Origin of the sequence: Paenibacillus illinoisensis NBRC 15959 (assembly GCF_004000925.1) — a bacterium.
Lineage (GTDB): Bacteria > Bacillota > Bacilli > Paenibacillales > Paenibacillaceae > Paenibacillus > Paenibacillus illinoisensis.
Genome location: NZ_BIME01000014.1, coordinates 117,977 through 134,234, shown reverse-complemented (window position 1 = coordinate 134,234; position 16,258 = coordinate 117,977). Strand labels below are relative to the sequence as shown.

The 16,258-nt window shown below is 47.6% G+C and carries 15 protein-coding genes; 4 read left to right on the top strand and 11 right to left on the bottom strand.

Annotated elements, in window-relative coordinates; translation table 11 throughout:
- Positions 1-42: 42 nt before the first annotated feature.
- Positions 43-1,500, top strand: a complete 1,458-nt coding sequence (locus PIL01S_RS25980) for a 4-hydroxyphenylacetate 3-hydroxylase family protein (protein ID WP_127540414.1) — start codon at positions 43-45, stop codon at positions 1,498-1,500.
- A 26-nt stretch (positions 1,501-1,526) separates the two neighbouring features.
- Here the strand turns inward: PIL01S_RS25980 and PIL01S_RS25975 are convergent, their stop codons facing one another.
- From PIL01S_RS25975 to PIL01S_RS25965, 3 genes are read right to left on the bottom strand one after another with little or no spacing between them, the layout of a single operon-like run.
- Positions 1,527-2,090, bottom strand: a complete 564-nt coding sequence (locus PIL01S_RS25975) for a nitroreductase family protein (RefSeq protein WP_127540412.1) — start codon at positions 2,088-2,090, stop codon at positions 1,527-1,529.
- A 52-nt stretch (positions 2,091-2,142) separates the two neighbouring features.
- Positions 2,143-2,946 carry a hypothetical protein gene (locus PIL01S_RS25970; protein WP_127540410.1) on the bottom strand — a complete coding sequence of 268 codons (804 nt, stop codon included), beginning with the start codon at positions 2,944-2,946 and terminating at the stop codon, positions 2,143-2,145.
- 5 nt (positions 2,947-2,951) lie between these two features.
- Complete coding sequence (locus PIL01S_RS25965; protein WP_127540408.1) at positions 2,952-3,404, bottom strand: flavodoxin; 453 nt, start codon at positions 3,402-3,404, stop codon at positions 2,952-2,954.
- A gap of 250 nt (positions 3,405-3,654) precedes the next feature.
- Here PIL01S_RS25965 and PIL01S_RS25960 point away from each other — a divergent pair, with 250 nt between their 5' ends.
- The 3 genes from PIL01S_RS25960 to PIL01S_RS25950 all read left to right on the top strand — a co-directional run bounded on the left by PIL01S_RS25960 (position 3,655) and on the right by PIL01S_RS25950 (position 5,747).
- Positions 3,655-4,518 carry a class I SAM-dependent methyltransferase gene (locus PIL01S_RS25960; protein WP_095292682.1) on the top strand — a complete coding sequence of 288 codons (864 nt, stop codon included), beginning with the start codon at positions 3,655-3,657 and terminating at the stop codon, positions 4,516-4,518.
- Positions 4,515-5,243, top strand: a complete 729-nt coding sequence (locus PIL01S_RS25955; RefSeq protein WP_371860007.1) for an RluA family pseudouridine synthase — start codon at positions 4,515-4,517, stop codon at positions 5,241-5,243. The genes PIL01S_RS25960 and PIL01S_RS25955 overlap by 4 nt, the downstream gene beginning before the upstream one ends.
- Before the next feature lie 162 nt (positions 5,244-5,405).
- On the top strand, positions 5,406-5,747 hold the full coding sequence (locus PIL01S_RS25950; RefSeq protein ID WP_127540404.1) for an MGMT family protein: 342 nt from the start codon (positions 5,406-5,408) through the stop codon (positions 5,745-5,747).
- Between the two features lie 129 nt (positions 5,748-5,876).
- On the opposite strand, the gene PIL01S_RS25945 is transcribed toward PIL01S_RS25950, so the two are convergent.
- The 8 genes from PIL01S_RS25945 to PIL01S_RS25910 all read right to left on the bottom strand — a co-directional run bounded on the left by PIL01S_RS25945 (position 5,877) and on the right by PIL01S_RS25910 (position 16,114).
- Complete coding sequence (locus tag PIL01S_RS25945) at positions 5,877-7,388, bottom strand: DHA2 family efflux MFS transporter permease subunit (protein ID WP_127540402.1); 1,512 nt, start codon at positions 7,386-7,388, stop codon at positions 5,877-5,879.
- Positions 7,385-7,831: a MarR family winged helix-turn-helix transcriptional regulator gene (locus PIL01S_RS25940; RefSeq protein WP_095361859.1), complete on the bottom strand. Its 447-nt coding sequence runs from the start codon at positions 7,829-7,831 to the stop codon at positions 7,385-7,387. Before PIL01S_RS25940 ends, PIL01S_RS25945 begins: the two co-directional genes overlap by 4 nt.
- A 269-nt stretch (positions 7,832-8,100) precedes the next feature.
- Complete coding sequence (locus PIL01S_RS25935; protein WP_095361860.1) at positions 8,101-8,541, bottom strand: MarR family winged helix-turn-helix transcriptional regulator; 441 nt, start codon at positions 8,539-8,541, stop codon at positions 8,101-8,103.
- Between the two features lie 228 nt (positions 8,542-8,769).
- Complete coding sequence (gene gyrA / locus PIL01S_RS25930) at positions 8,770-11,232, bottom strand: DNA gyrase subunit A (RefSeq protein ID WP_127540400.1); 2,463 nt, start codon at positions 11,230-11,232, stop codon at positions 8,770-8,772.
- 12 nt (positions 11,233-11,244) lie between these two features.
- On the bottom strand, positions 11,245-13,224 hold the full coding sequence (parE, locus tag PIL01S_RS25925) for a DNA topoisomerase IV subunit B (RefSeq protein WP_127540398.1): 1,980 nt from the start codon (positions 13,222-13,224) through the stop codon (positions 11,245-11,247).
- Positions 13,225-13,300: 76 nt separating this feature from the next.
- Complete coding sequence (locus PIL01S_RS25920) at positions 13,301-14,290, bottom strand: ABC transporter permease (RefSeq protein ID WP_095292704.1); 990 nt, start codon at positions 14,288-14,290, stop codon at positions 13,301-13,303.
- The gene (locus tag PIL01S_RS25915; RefSeq protein ID WP_127540396.1) at positions 14,283-15,248 is read right to left on the bottom strand and encodes an ABC transporter ATP-binding protein; all 966 of its coding nucleotides are present in this window, start codon (positions 15,246-15,248) and stop codon (positions 14,283-14,285) included. Before PIL01S_RS25915 ends, PIL01S_RS25920 begins: the two co-directional genes overlap by 8 nt.
- Positions 15,248-16,114 (bottom strand): GDSL-type esterase/lipase family protein, encoded by an 867-nt coding sequence (locus PIL01S_RS25910; RefSeq protein WP_127540394.1) that lies wholly within the window; start codon positions 16,112-16,114, stop codon positions 15,248-15,250. The genes PIL01S_RS25915 and PIL01S_RS25910 overlap by 1 nt, the downstream gene beginning before the upstream one ends.
- Positions 16,115-16,258: the final 144 nt, after the last annotated feature.

Here is a 16,258-nt window from a genome sequence, read left to right as displayed (position 1 = left end):
TCTATCTGCCCATGAACGATTAGATCCAAGAGGTGAATAACGATGCCTGTTAAAAATGGCAAGCAGTACATTGAACGAATCAATTCCCAGACTGTCCCCTGCTGGTACAAGGGTGAACTGGTTACGGGTAAAAGATCAGAACATCTTGCTTTCAAAGGCCTCATGGAGACACAAGCGCAACTCTACGACATGCAGTCAGATCCGCTGCTTGCAGGCAAGATGACGTACGAATCCCCCGTAGACGGCAAACCGGTGGGACTATCGTTCCTGCCGCCCACCACAGTTGATGATCTCCGGAAACGCCGTGAAGCGATGAGTGTCTGGTCAAACGCTCATCATGGGTTTCTGGGTCGGTCACCCGATTATATGAACACGGCCATCATGTCATTCTACACTGCAGCGGAGCTCCTTAACGAGTTATCTCCGCAGTACGCCGAAAATCTGAGGAACTACTATGCCTTCTGTCGTGACAACGACATTACCCTCTCTCATGCCTTTATACAGCCACACGCCAGCAAAATATCCGGGCAGATGGACGCTACCGAGGATGCAATCGCAGCCAAGGTGGTTGAGCACACCGAAGAAGGCCTTATTATCACCGGGGCATTCATGATGGCTACACAGGGTGCTACATGTGACGAAATTTTTGTATACCCGTCTCCCTCACCTGCTCCATTTGATGATGAAAATCCGTTTGCCTTCGCGTTTGCCGTACCTAATGATCTCCCAGGCATCACCCTCGTTTGCCGGGATACCTACGCATCTGAATCACGCTTTAATTTTCCGCTCAGCTCCAGATACGAAGAAATGGATAACATCGTCATTTTTGATCATGTCTTAGTGCCCCATGATCGGATTTTCTTTGCCGGAAACGAAGAAATGTCCTCGCGTCTATTTAGCGGAAGCAACTTCCACATTCACGCGGGACATCAAGTTTTATGCCGATATATTGCCAAAACCGAATTCATCCTGGGAACACTTCAGTTGCTCACCGATACGCTTGACCTCGCCTCCGAAGCACACGTCGTTGAGAAAACGGCACGTGTATTAGCCGGACTCGAGTCTCTTAAGGCGTTAGCCATCGCTGCTGAAGCTGGCGCCGTGCCAGATGGTCGAGGTTTTATACTGCCTGCACCACAGCCATTGATGGCTGCCAATATTCTATATCCGAAGCTGTATCCCGAGATGATTGAAATCATCCAGCTAATGGCCTCAAGCGGGATGATTATGGTGCCTCAGGAGGAAGAATTCAAAACGGATGCAGCAACGCATTTGGACATCTACCTGAGAGGAACGGATATGACAGCACAGCAGCGCACTTCCCTTTTCCGTTTGATCTGGGAGCTCGGTGCAGGTTCATTCGGTGGCAGACAGACCCAATTCGAACGTTTTTTCTTCGGGAACAGTATTACCGTATCCAACCGCTTGTACTCAACCTATTCTGGCGTAGACACGTATCGTCAGCTCGTTAGCAATTTTCTGGCAGACACGCATCATTAATTTCTGTTCGCCTAAGAGGCAGCGGTTTAAACCAGATGGTCGTAGACTGTCATCAGTTCAGAGGCTGGTCTGCTAATATCCACATCTCTTAATGCAGGCTGGTCTCCGTAACCGATGTGAAAGACTCCTAATACCTGCTCTTCACTGGTTAAGCCCATCAGGTTCATAAAAACGGGGTGCTGCTGATAATCATTCATTTTCCAAACGGCATGCAGTCCCTGTTCTGCTGCCAGCATGGAGAATCGCCTGCTCCATGCTTTTGCAGGCAGTATATGATCCTCTTGAGTGTTGGTTGGTGCAACAACAATCAGATGTGCAGGGATGGCTTCTGTATATTGATATGCGGCCCAGTCACCATATCGGTCTGCCAAGTGAGGAGGATAGCTCTGTCTGACCGCTTCCAGATAGAGCTGGCGCCCTTCTCCTGCAAAAAGCATAAATCGCCAGGGTTTAGAACTCATCACGTACAAGGAAGGGTCTGCCTCATCAAGCAAACGTCCAATCACCGATTGTGGTACCGGAAGCGGGCTGAATTCGCAGCTTCCTGCACGCTTCTTGCCACTCCCCAACTGATTCACACCGGTTAACATTGTGTCGCTCCTCCTTTATCTTCACTTTCTGTCAGACACTCTTCATGCAGATCTACATGAGCCAGTTTTTCTTGGGCTCCACTTCACTTCTTCTTCGGTCCACTTCCTCATGTATCCGGGCTTTATCACGGGAGGTAAAATGTTCCGTTTCCGAATTTTCCGTTTGCGGGATACTGTCGCGAACAAGCCTAATGTAATCCATTGAACGAATCAGGGATTGACGTCCCGGAATGAATCGAATTTTACGACCTTCGAGCAAACAGTAAATTTCAATCATGCCAGGCAGCTTCCCGAAGGCTTCCCAGCAAAACACACTAGCCATATGCTGAAAAGCTTCAACTACGTTTGGATCGTGGACCACCATGAATTTCTGAACCAACAGAGAGTCCCACCCTTCTGGTTGCCAAGCTGTCTGGAAAATCATCGACAAGTGCATGGAAAGTGCAGGAATTTCGGTTTTCCACTGTTCAAACAGGATCATGGGATGCTTCAAATCATCGTTCATGGCGATTGCCAATGATAGTTCATCAATGACTTTATTTTTCACATCCCAGTAATGAAGGATGGAGTCGAAACCTGCTGGCTTTTTCGGCCACCACTTTTCCAGCAGATATTGTACCGGAACCTCCTTGCGCACATCGGGGTCCATACTATAAAATGCATTAACCGCATGACTGACCGCATACTGAACGCGGTGTCTCCATTGCAGCGGGGAACGCTCTGCAGCCTCCGATTCTGGGCGAATGAATCGATGCGGGCTGCGAAGCATCTCCTCCAATTTATAATCCTCAAGCAGTCTCTCCGAATTGTCCGTACCTCTCGGCTGAACGGCTGCCTGAACATTAGGTTTCAACATGGTTTCTAGGATACCTGTAATCCGGCAGCAGCGAAGCGTTTACCGAATTCACGGCATGTATCCTTCTCCTGCTCCATCGGACTGTACTCAATCTTCAGCATCTCTGGAGATACTTCCGCCCCGCGCTCCTGCAGCTTCGCAGCTGCAAGATCCACTGCTCCGCAAAATTGTTCATAAGATGTGTCACCGCTGCCGAAGACAGCCGCTCGTTTGCCACTCAGGTCCAGTTCATCCAGTTCTTCGTAAAAATCAAGGAATTCATCGGGCAGTTCCCCGTCTCCCCATGTGTATACCCCTATCAGGAAACCATCATATTCAAGCACGTCCGCTGCATTGCAATCCATTACATCCTTGAGGACTGCCTCATGCCCTCCCTGTGTAATTCCTTCTACAATCAGTTCTGCAATTTCTTCCGTATTTCCAGTCATGCTCGCATAAGTCACCAACAATTTAGCCATCTATTTTTCCCTCACTTTAATTTAGTCATCTAGATCATGCAGTTCATAAGGATATCTGAATTATCAAAATCATATGTGATAATGATTATCATTGTCAAATTAAATTTTCATCTTTTCTTCATTTTCCGTATATGGCTACACAGCAAATTCAACACAACCAAAGTCCCTTCTGCCCACCCCAACTGGCGTACAGCCCCTTTTTTGTTGTACAATAGTATCCAAATGACTTTTGAAGGATGGATAAACGACTATGTACGTAGCATCGAACTGGAAGGACTATGAAGTAATCGATACAGGAGGCGGCGAGAAACTGGAGCGCTGGGGCGATGTCATCTTGCGCAGACCCGATCCACAGATTATTTGGCCTCTCGAAAAAGAAACCAATGAATGGCGCCAGGTGCATGGTCACTATCACCGCAGCTCTTCCGGCGGCGGCAGCTGGGATATGAAGAAGCCAATTCCGGAACGATGGACCATTGGATATGAAAACCTTAAGTTTCACATTAAACCGACCAGCTTCAAGCATACAGGCCTGTTCCCTGAACAAGCTGCCAACTGGAGCTGGATGATGGATAAAATCTCGAATGCAGGACGGCCTATCTCCGTACTTAACCTGTTTGCCTACACGGGCGGTGCGACGGTTGCTGCAGCTTATGCCGGTGCTTCGGTAGTTCACGTGGATGCAGCCAAAGGCATGGTGCAGTGGGCCAAGGAGAACGTTCAACTCTCCGGTCTTGCAGACCGCCCTGTTCGTTTTATTACAGATGATGTATTTAAATTCGTACAACGGGAACAGCGCCGTGGTAACCGTTACGATGCGATTATTATGGATCCTCCGTCCTACGGCCGGGGACCTAATGGAGAGACGTGGAAGCTGGAAGAGAACCTCTACCCCTTCTTGAAATCTTGCATGAGTATTTTGTCGGATAACCCACTATTCATGCTGGTTAATTCCTACACTACTGGCATCTCATCCACAGTTCTGCGCAACATGCTGACGATGACGATGTCAGCTCAATACGGAGGCAGCATTACTGCAGGAGAGATCGGTCTGCCGATTACACGCAGTGGTTTGGACCTGCCTTGCGGCATTCTGGGCCGCTGGGAGTCATGATGTCTGATCACGTACAGCCATCTGGTGATATTCCTGTACTATATGAGGATAATCACCTGTTAGGCATTACGAAACCTGTTAATGTCCCCACCCAGGAGGATGCGTCGGGAGACCCCGATCTGCTCACGCTCCTGAAGCAGGATTTGAAGGAACGGTACAATAAACCTGGTAATGTATATCTCGGTCTGGTTCACAGGCTGGATCGCCCCGTTGGAGGCGCAATGATTTTTGCCAAAACCTCCAAGGCGGCTTCCAGATTGTCTGAAACGGTCCGCGGACGGCATTTTCGCAAAATATACGCGGCCGTTGTCCATGGTAAACTACCTGCGCAGCAGGGTACGTTAAGGCATACGTTGCTGAAAGATGCGCGAACCAACACGGTAACAGCTGTACCAAAAGGTACACCAGGCGGCAAAGACGCTGTTCTGGATTACCGGGTTATCGGTCAAACGGATCGATACAGTCTTGTACACATCGAACTTCACACCGGCAGATCGCACCAAATTCGAGTTCAAATGAAAGAATCAGGCTGTCCCTTGTTTGGAGATCAGAAGTACGGTGCAGGTGTGAACAAGCCTGGACAGCAGATCGCTCTCTGGTCTGCCATCGCGGCTTTTCCGCACCCAGTAACCAAGGAAGAGATCACATTAAGATCGCTGCCTCCCTGCGAGTTCCCATGGGCGGAATGGCCATCTGGCGTGTATGAGGATGCGTTTAAAGAATAATGGACAAACCGTGTATCCGAATCTAAATTCTGGGTACACGGTTTTTTTAACAATGCGTCTTGATCGAAACGACAATGTATTACGACCCATTCAAGATAAGACGAGATTCTGTAGAGAAAAGAGCCAGTACTCCTGAGATGGAGAAAGGAAGTTTGCATTCAAATGACACCGTTCACTAAACAAGTCGTGGCCATCATTGCATCTATACCGGAAGGCAAAGTCATGACCTATGGCCAGATAGCCGCTCTCGCGGGCAGCCCCCGTGCTGCAAGGCAGGTTGTGCGCATTCTTCACTCCATGAGCCGCAAGGAGCGACTTCCCTGGCATCGTGTTGTTAACGCCAAAGGAGAGATAGCCATTCCGGATGAACACTCTCGCTTGATGCAGGAGACCGAGCTCATCAGCGAAGGTGTTGAATTTCAGCTGAATGGGACCATTAACCTCCAGCAGTTTGGATATGATCCTGGGCCTGTATTTCTTGACGGTTTATCAGATAACCAGTGATAATTCTTATTCACTTTCCAATACAAAAAGAGCCCCAGCAGTTCAAACTGCCAGGGCTCTCTCTCATTCAATCGCTTTGTATACAAGCGTAGATCGTATGAATATTAAACGATGATACCAATAATATATTTAAGCTGTTGCATTCGCTTTTTGATGCTGTTCCACCGGTGTCGGTTCAATCGCCGGCTTCGTCTTACGGATAAAGAACGCCAGAAGCATTGCGGCAACGGTCATCCAGGTAGCTACCGTAAATGCGTAGTTTACCCCGTAGATGGTTGCATCTGCCGTAGCACCAAGCATAGCAGCTTGATCCTCAGGATTAATCTGTCCCAAGGCAAGTGTATCTGCCAGGTGGGATTTCAATTTACTGCTCATGATCGTAACCAGAACGGCTGTACCGATCGCACCAGCAACCGTACGAAGTGTATTGGACATCGCTGTACCGTGTGCATTCAGACGCTGTGGCAGTTGGTTCAAGCCGGCAGTCTGAATCGGCATCATCAACATTGACATACCGAACATCCGTGCAGTATAGATAAACATCATGTAGCCATAAGTTGTATCAATCGACAGGCGGCTGAGTCCCCATGTCGTAATTGCAGTAATCGCAAGACCTGCAACGGACAGCCAGCGAGCACCAACTTTGTCAAAGATACGGCCTGTGATTGGAGACATAATCCCCATCAGAATCGCACCAGGCATCATGAGCAAACCTGATTCAATTGGTGAGAAGCCGCGAATATTTTGCAGGAAAATCGGAAGCAAAATCATGCCGGCAAACATCGCCATTGTCACAAGCATATTAATAATCGTAGTTAATGTGTACATGTTGTATTTGAAAATACGGAACTCCAGCAGTGGATGATCCGTTGTCAGTTGACGAACAACGAACAGGATCAGCGATATGGCACCTACGACCAGACAGCTGATAACAATTGCGCTTCCCCATCCATCTGTACCAGCATCACTGAAGCCGTACAACAAGCTACCAAATCCAAGTGTCGACAAAACAACCCCTGGATAATCGAGTTTCGGTTTGGATTGACGGGTTACATTTTTGACAAATGCGATACCGATTGCTGTTGCAATCACGGAGAATGGCAAGATGATGTAGAACAGCAGTCTCCAGGAATAATGTTCTACGACATAACCGGAAAGCGTTGGTCCAATGGCCGGAGCAAGGATCATGGCGATCCCCATTGTACCCATGGCCTGACCGCGTTTCTCGATCGGGAAAATGGTCAGGAATACGACCGTCATCAGAGGCATCAGAATACCGGCGCCTGCCGCCTGAATCACACGACCAACCATCAGAATGGAGAAATTCGGACTAATTCCGCAGACGAGTGTTCCTAATGTAAATAACGTCATTGCCGTAATAAAGATCTGACGTGTTGAAAATCTGGCAATCAGATAAGCCGTAACCGGAATTAGCACGCCATTGACAAGCATGTATCCCGTTGTCAGCCATTGGGCTGTATTCGCCCCGATACCGAGATCTTCCATGATTTTAGGAAGAGCCACGTTCATCAGGGTTTGGTTCAAGAAGGCTACAAATGCACCAATTAGCAGCGCGGCTACAATCGGTCCCTTCTTAATGTTGTCCATCGCAGAGGATGGAGCTGCAGCGGTAGTACTCATGGGTTGTTCATCTCTCTTCCTTCTAACTTTTCAATCATTTGAGTATGAATTCTCAGCAGATGCTCGAGATCTTCTTTTGGAATATCCAATATGGGAGATACTCTTTCCATCCACAACTGGTGCGTTTCCTGCTGTGCCTTATCTCCTTTATCCGTAATTTGCAGCATGACGGATCGGCGATCAGAATGGGAACGTGTCCGGACTATGTATTCACCCTTGACCAGACGTTCAACCACAGCACTCATGGAACTGCTGCCCATATGGCACAGTTCAGCCACCTCGTTGATGCCAATGGAAGGACGCTCCTTCAAAATGGATAACACCATAAATTGAATCGAAGTTAACTCAATCTGCTTATTTTCATTCCAGAATGCCCGAAACAGCATTTGATTCACTTGCCGGAACGAATTGATAATGTAGAATACTTCATACGTATCAATCATTAATTCACCCTTTTTACTTTTGGAATATAATATTTCGCACACGAAATATCAGGGGAACAATTATTTATTATAACAAAAATAATGACATAGTCAACTCTTTACATATAAATTTTCTGAAATAATTCATTGCCCTATGAAACAGACAAATCAATTCACTCCAGCCAAAATAAAATACCATAGCACTCCTGCTTGTATCCACAGGAGTGCTATGGTATAGCATTAACTTTAAATCATATCATCATGAATTAGCCCCTGTCCATCATTGTTCATTAGGATGTGGAGGACAACGCATGCTCCTTTGTTTTGGGTGCTGTCATCTTACCCAGTAGATAGACAAGCAGCTGTTGGTTGTGCATTGAAATATTGCTAAGTACGGAATTCATGAAATCATTTCGAATGGCAACGCCACGTTCTGTCTCCATTCGTCCCTTGTCAGATAAGGATACCCACACGATTCTTCGATCGTTGTCATCCCGATCTCTGCGAATCAAATTGTTTTTTTCCATACGGTCAAGCAGCATGGTTACGGCCGCAGGTGTTGTAGCCAAAAAAGGAATCAGATCGGATGGCTTCATTTTCTGATGATCCTCAAGAACCTCCAATACAGCCAGCTGTGCCTCTGTTAAAGAGGGAGCCAGTTCCTGATCCATATGCAGCTTATAGTCCTTGGTGAGCCTTGACCAGCACTTGGCAAAATCGGAATTATACATCTTGAATCGCTCCTCTCTGCAACCCGGTTTTTCACTTCACTAGCTTAACTTTTCGCGCTAAAAACCCGCATTCCTGCTGCATTTTTTCAATTTCCCAGCGATCGACCGTAATCGACGAAGGTTGTTAAACTTCGCATGGACAGCCTCTTTTAATCCGAGTTTGAACAACAAAAAAAGACTCTTTGCACGACAGAGTCAACTGCTGTGCAAAAAGTCTTTTTACTCATTTTACGATGTTGATGGTGGCTGATTTTCATCGAAATTCATGAGAAGTTCCACGACTTCATCCTGTTTCTCCACATGAACCAGCAGCTTACCAATATGTTTGCGTTCCGTAATCGGTACACCTTCAGAAGAAATCGGATACGCTTGCCCTTCTTTGGTCATTACCGTTACGTTTCGTTGTTCCCTGCAATAGAATGCCCCGGCTATGCGGCTTCCGTTCGGTTTCACACGCTTGCCTTCTTTGAATTCGAATGTGGCAATACCTTTGCCTCCGCGACTTTGCAATGCATAGTCCAGCAGCAGCGAACGTTTACCGTAGCCCAAGTCGGACAGCACGGCAATCTCGCCCTCATCTCCTTCCACCCATAGGGCAGAAACGACCTCATCCGTCTCTTTTAACTGAATACCACGAACCCCTCCGGATACCCGTCCCATTGGATTGACATCATCCTCACGGAAACGGATCGCCATCGCTTCCTTGGTGATCAGCATAATATCCTTGCCGCCTGTGCTCAGATGTACCGACAATACCTCATCGTCCTTACCCACTTTGCAAGCAGCTACAGCTCCGGAACGTTTGGTGACGTACTCTTTCAGCTCGGTACGCTTCACCTGTCCCTTACGTGTAACGAAGACGAGACTGTGGCCTTCTTCTTCGAAGGACTTGACTGCGAGCACACTCGCGATACGATCATCCTTCGCTAACGGGATGACATTGACAATGGCTGTTCCGGGGTCTTTCCACTTGAATTCCGGCACCTGATGAACAGGCAGCAAAAAGTACTGGCCTTTTTGCGTGAACACGAGCAGGTTTTCAAGCGTATTAACTTCAAGCACCTGTGAAATATAGTCGCCTTCCTTTACACCGCTTCCGTTGCGTTCGCCACCTGAACGAGTAAAGGACTGCATGCCCGTACGTTTTACATAGCCCTCTTTGGATAATGTAACAAATACATCTTCCGCGTTGACGAGGACTTCCAGATTAACCTTAAGTTCTTCCACCTCACCCTGGATGGCCGAACGACGGTCGATCCCGTATTTCTCCCGGATCTCCATCAATTCTTTGCGGATGACACCAATTAGCTTGCGGTCGCTATCCAGAATGGAGCGTAATTGGGCAATCTTTTTCATCAGATCGTCAAGCTCCTTCTGGAGGGATGAGATCTCCAGATTGGTCAAACGGTACAGCTGCAGCGTCAAGATGGAATCTGCCTGGCGCTCCGAGAATCCGAACATCCACATCAGATTATTTTGCGCGTCCTGGCGATTTTTGGATGCCTTGATTGCTGCGATAACTTCATCAAGAATGTTCAGCGCCTTGACCAGACCCTCCAGCACGTGTGCACGGTCTTCCGCTTTCTCGAGCTCATACTTGGTCCGGAATGTCACAACCTCACGCTGATGGGCAATATAGGCTTCCAGAATGGATTTCAACCCAAGCTGTTGAGGTGCCTTGTTCACGATGGCAACCATGTTAAAATTGTAGGTTACTTGAAGATCGGTTTTTTTGAGTAAATAAGCCAGAATACCTTGCGCATCCGCTTCTTTTTTCAATTCAACCACGATACGCAGACCGTCACGTCCACTCTCATCGCGAACTTCGGCAATACCTTCTACTTTTTTCTCAAGTCGAATATTCTCCATGGCTGTAACAAGTCTGGATTTTACCACCTGATATGGAATCTCGGTGATGACAATCTGCTGTTTGCCACCGCGCATATTCTCGATATCCGTTTTCGAGCGAATGTAAATTCTTCCTTTGCCTGTCCGATAAGCATCCAGAATACCTTCGCCACCCATGATCAAGCCGCCTGTAGGGAAATCCGGGCCTTTCATGAACATCATGATCTCGTCCAGCTCAATCGATGGTTTTTCCATCACCGCGATGCAGGCATCAATGACTTCACGCAGATTATGCGTTGGTATCTCGGTTGCAAAGCCGGAAGAAATCCCACTTACGCCATTAACCAGTAGGTTGGGATAACGAGATGGCAGCACAACCGGCTCTTTGGCTGTATTATCGAAATTGTCCTTAAACAGAACTGTCCGTTTCTCGATATCTCGCAGCATCTCCATGGCGATCGGCGACAATCGGGCCTCTGTATACCGCATCGCTGCAGCCGGGTCATCATCCTGTGATCCCCAGTTACCATGACCGTCTACGAGCACATGGCCCATTTTCCAAGGTTGTGCCATCCGCACCATACCATCATAGATGGATGAGTCACCATGGGGATGGTAGTTACCCATCACATCACCGACGGTTTTTGCAGATTTACGATAAGGCTTTTCAGGCGTATTACCGGAATCGTACATGGCGTATAGAATACGACGCTGCACGGGTTTCAACCCATCCCGAACATCGGGAATGGCCCGATCCTGAATAATATATTTGGAGTAGCGACCAAACCGGTCACCGACGACCTCTTCCAGAAAGGCCGGCAAAAATTGTTCTGATAGACTCATTCCAAGCACCTTCTATTCTTCGTACTCTGTAAAGTCGACGTTCTCTACAATCCAGCGTTTACGCGGATCGACCTTATCACCCATAAGTGTTGACACACGGCGCTCCGCTTTGGCAGCATCTACAATCTCCACCTTGAGCAGCGTCCGTGTCTCCGGATTCATCGTCGTTTCCCACAGCTGGTCTGGATTCATCTCACCCAGACCTTTATAACGTTGAAGTTCGACGTTGTTTCCAAACTCCTTCATGTAATTCGCCAGCTCATCATCCGTCCAAGCGTAGCGAACACTTGCCATTTTACCGGACTTGCGGGTGAGCTTATACAATGGCGGCTGTGCAATAAACACTTTACCTTGGTCAATCAGAGGTTTCATATAACGGTAAAAGAAAGTCAGCAGCAGCACCTGAATATGTGCACCATCCGTGTCCGCATCGGTCATGATTATGATTTTGGAATAATTGCTGTCCTCAACGGCAAATTCAGTCCCAATACCCGCTCCGATTGCAGCCGTTATCGCACGATATTCCTCGTTTTTGAGGATATCCGCCAGCTTTGCTTTTTCCGGATTGAGTGGTTTTCCTTTCAGAGGCAGTATGGCTTGAATCTTCGAATCGCGTCCCTGTTTGGCCGAGCCTCCCGCGGAATCACCTTCAACAATAAACAGCTCGTTTCGGGTAAAATCCTTGGATTGTGCCGGAGTCAGCTTGCCATTCAGGTTGGAGCTTTCACTGCGCTTTTTGCCTGTACGCATCTCGTCACGGGCCTTGCGTGCAGCCTCTCTTGCCTTCGAGGCCTGAACCGCTTTGCGAATCAACGTCTGAGCCACCTGCGGGTTTTCTTCCAAAAACCGCTGCATGTTCTCCGAAACGACCGAATCGACCGCACTTCGAGCGGAAGCGCTACCGAGTTGATCTTTCGTTTGTCCAACGAATTCGACTTCGGACATTTTTACGCTGATAACAGCCATCATGCCTTCTCGCAGATCATTACCCTCAAGATTTTTATCTTTTTCCTTAATCATGTTGGTACGTCTTGCATAGTCGTTCATCACACGGGTATACGCCGTCTTGAATCCGGTCTCATGTGTACCGCCGCCCCTGGTCGGGATCGAGTTAACAAACGAAGCCAGCGTTTCGGTATACCCTGCGTTATACTGGATTGCAACTTCCACCTCGATGTCGTCCTTCTCCGCATAGAAGTGAATGACATCATGCAGCACATCTTTATTTTCGTTCAAATACGCAACAAACTGGCTTGCTCCGCCTTCATACATATACTCATCCTGATTGCCTGAACGTTCGTCTTTCAGAACAATTTTCAGGCCCGAGTTCAGAAAAGCAATTTCCTGAAGCCGTTCTGCCAGTGTATCATAATTCAATTGAATGCCATTTTGGAAGACACGTATATCGGGTTTAAACGTTACTTTAGTCCCTGTCCGGTTGGTATTCCCGAGTACTTCGAGTCCCGTTACCGGCTCTCCGACATGTTCGACACCCTTTTTGTCCTGCCAATATTCAAAACGTTGACGATGAATCTTGCCATCACGGAAGATTTCGACTTCAAGCCACTCCGACAAAGCGTTCGTTACCGAAGCACCTACGCCGTGCAGTCCGCCTGATTTCTTATATCCTGATCCACCGAACTTTCCGCCTGCGTGCAAAATCGTAAACACGACCTGGGGAGTAGGAATCCCTGTTTTATGTATACCTGTCGGAATTCCCCTTCCGTTATCCTGAACCGTAATAGAACCGTCCTTATGCAGCGTGATATCGATTTTGGAGCAGAATTTGGCGAGATGCTCGTCGACAGCGTTGTCCACAATTTCCCATACCAAATGATGCAGACCTGAAGTACTGGTGCTGCCGATGTACATCCCGGGCCGTTTCCGAACCGCTACCAGTCCTTCAAGTACTTGAATGTCGTCCGCGTCGTAGCCTGAAGACCCCTGTCCTCCGCCTGTCGAACCTGCCGACATATCGATTTGCTCGACCATTCATGCTCCCCCTTCTTAACTTGCAACTGAAAAAATACCTAAAATGCAAACAGATGTTTTCTTATCCTTGTCCATTTTAATTCAAGATATCCCGTTTCGTAAAGACAAGGAATGACACAATGAGTGAGGCAATGCCCCAAACACTAAGCACAATAAGGGAAAAACCCAAATTCATTCCTTCAATCGGTGGCAATCCGCCGGACAAATAATCCGGAAGTTCCAGATTAACCATGAACAGGTATTTGGCTGACTGCCAAGAGGCAGCCATATTCGTGAGAATGGTTCCTGCGATAAGCGCAGCCATCATAATAACAATACTTGCTGCCGTGCTGCGAACCAGTACGGAAACCATGAAAGCCAGAATGGCCACAATGACGCTCACAAACCATATCAATCCAGCCTGCATGAGAAGATACAGCCATTGATCCACGGCGTGTACAGCAGACAGATCCACATCCGTACCCACAACCTTGAATCCGGTAAAGATCGGCATGCCGAAACCTTTATATCCGAATACTGCACCTGATATAACGTAACAGATAATATACGCAGATACGACGATTATAGACACAAACATAATCAGGGTGACCAGTTTGCTGAGCAGTACCTTCCAGCGTTTGACCGGACGAGTCAGCAGCATCTTGATGGTACCTGTTGTGCGCTCACCCGACACCAGATCCGAGGCAATGGCCATAATAAGCAGCGGAATAAACAAGCCAACCGCATTATTCATAAATTCCCGGGTAAAAGTTACGCCATTGGGCTCCTCCGGATTCACATCATTTTCCAGATAATATTGCATCTGCTGGATATAAACCGTGCGGTACTTTTTGTATTCCTCAGGCACCCGGTCGCTGCCCAGTGAATTTTGATTATCCGTGATTGCCTGCTGAAGTTCAAGTCTCCAGTCGCCACCAAACTTGTCGCGGTTATTTTCCGCAGATTTCATCTGGGCATACGTAAACATCGGAACCAGAACCGCAAGTACAATAAATATAATATAAAGACGTTTCTTCTTCACCATCTTAATCGTTTCATTTCGGATGAGCGGCATGATATTACTCAATGGATTCACCTTCTGTCATCTTTAAGAATAATTGTTCCAGTGTCGGCTGAACCCGCTGTACACCTTCAACCTGAATCCCTGCCTGTACCATTTGATTCACTAGACCCGATATGCGATCCTCGTGCATTTCAGCAACAACCGCATTGGATCCAAGCCCTGCGATAATGGTATCATCCATCACCTCGGCAGGGCGATCCACTAACGCAATACCTGCGTCAAGCAGCATTTTTCTGCCCTCCTCCAGAGGTGATACATGCCATATGGCGAATTTGGAGTGATCTTCAATTAATTCATCTACGCCTCCAACGGCAAGAACGCGGCCTGCACTTATGATCGCGACCCTGTCACACAGAAGCTGAATTTCACTCAGCAGGTGACTGCTGACAAATACAGCCATCCCTTCGCTTGCAAGTTGTTTGATAAACACCCGAAGCTCCTTAATCCCTTTGGGATCAAGTCCGTTGGTAGGCTCATCCAGAATTAGCAGACGTGGGCGTCCAAGCAGGGCCTGGGCGATACCCAACCGTTGGCGCATGCCTAACGAGTAGGTTCTCACTTTATCATGAATCCGTTGATCCAGACGGACAATATCCACCACTTCCTGAATACGGGCATGATCAACACCAGGCTGCATCCGGGCAAAGTGCTCCAGATTCTCCCAACCTGTCAGGTATGTATACACCTCCGGATTTTCCACGATGGAACCGACATATTGAAGAGCACGCTCAGGATCGCGATTCACATCGTAACCACAGACTTTAATATTGCCTTCTGTCGGTTTGATCAGATCAACGAGCATCCGGATGGTTGTTGTTTTCCCCGCTCCGTTCGGGCCGAGAAAACCAAAAATTTCTCCGGGCTTCACTTCAAAAGTGACATCTTTAATAATCCATTTGCGTCCTATCTTTTTCTTAAGATGCTGCACAGACAGTACATAATCGCTCTGCGGCTCTGCCATTAGTTCGTGCTCCCTTCTGCCTGTGTTTCAGCCTGATATTCCTGCGCGATCCGAACCGCAATCTCCTCGTATCCTGCACCATTCGGGTGAAAGTGATCGGAAGAGAGATACTCGCCCAGATGATTTTCAAACAGATCAAAGGTGGGTACAAGCGTCATCTTATCCTCTTGGTTCAAGATTTGAAGCGCAGCATCATTCCATGCAGCTACAACCGCATTGCCGGGAACCTCCAGCTCCTTCACATCCCCAAACGGGTTGTATAAGCCTATGTACGCAATCTGTGCTTCCGGATTGATCTCCTTAACTTTCTTCAAAATTTCCTGGAGACGCTTGGTCGTTTCAGGCAATGCTGCAGCCAGCTTTTCGGCGGTCGGCGGATCCTCACCCTGCAATACCTGTCCACCCTGAAAGAGATCATTAGCTCCAATGGACAATAAAATAAAGTTGGACTGCTGGAGTACATAGCGTACACCCTGTTCATCCAGTTTACTTAGTAGTGCATCCGTTCTCAGGCCATTAACTCCCAGGTTGTTCAGAACCTGAACATCATGTCCCTGTTCCTTTAAAATATTACCTGCACGCCTTACAAAGCCCAGTCCTTCATCGTCCCCCGTGCCTCTAGCCAGAGAATCACCAATAACGGCCATTCGAATTTTACCATCATCAACTGGAGCTGCAGGTTTGCTGGCCTCATCAGCCGGTGTTTTCGTCGACTGCCCCGTCCCTAAAGCTGAATCCCCCTCAGGATAGATGACGTCTTTTATGGCATAACCAAAACCGAATAATAACAGAAGTGTTGCCAAAATGGACACTGTACTGATCGTTCTCCAGATCCATGGCGCTGAATCAAGGGTTTTTCTTTTCATTCATCACATCTCCGCTCATGTACACCTGGTTGGGTGTTTATAATTTAAAATGGTTTTACATTAAGATGACGCTTTTTCTAAATAACATAAATGTTCTGTCGTTAATTTGCAAATTTTGCCGCTCTATTCTTTTTTAAATTTATA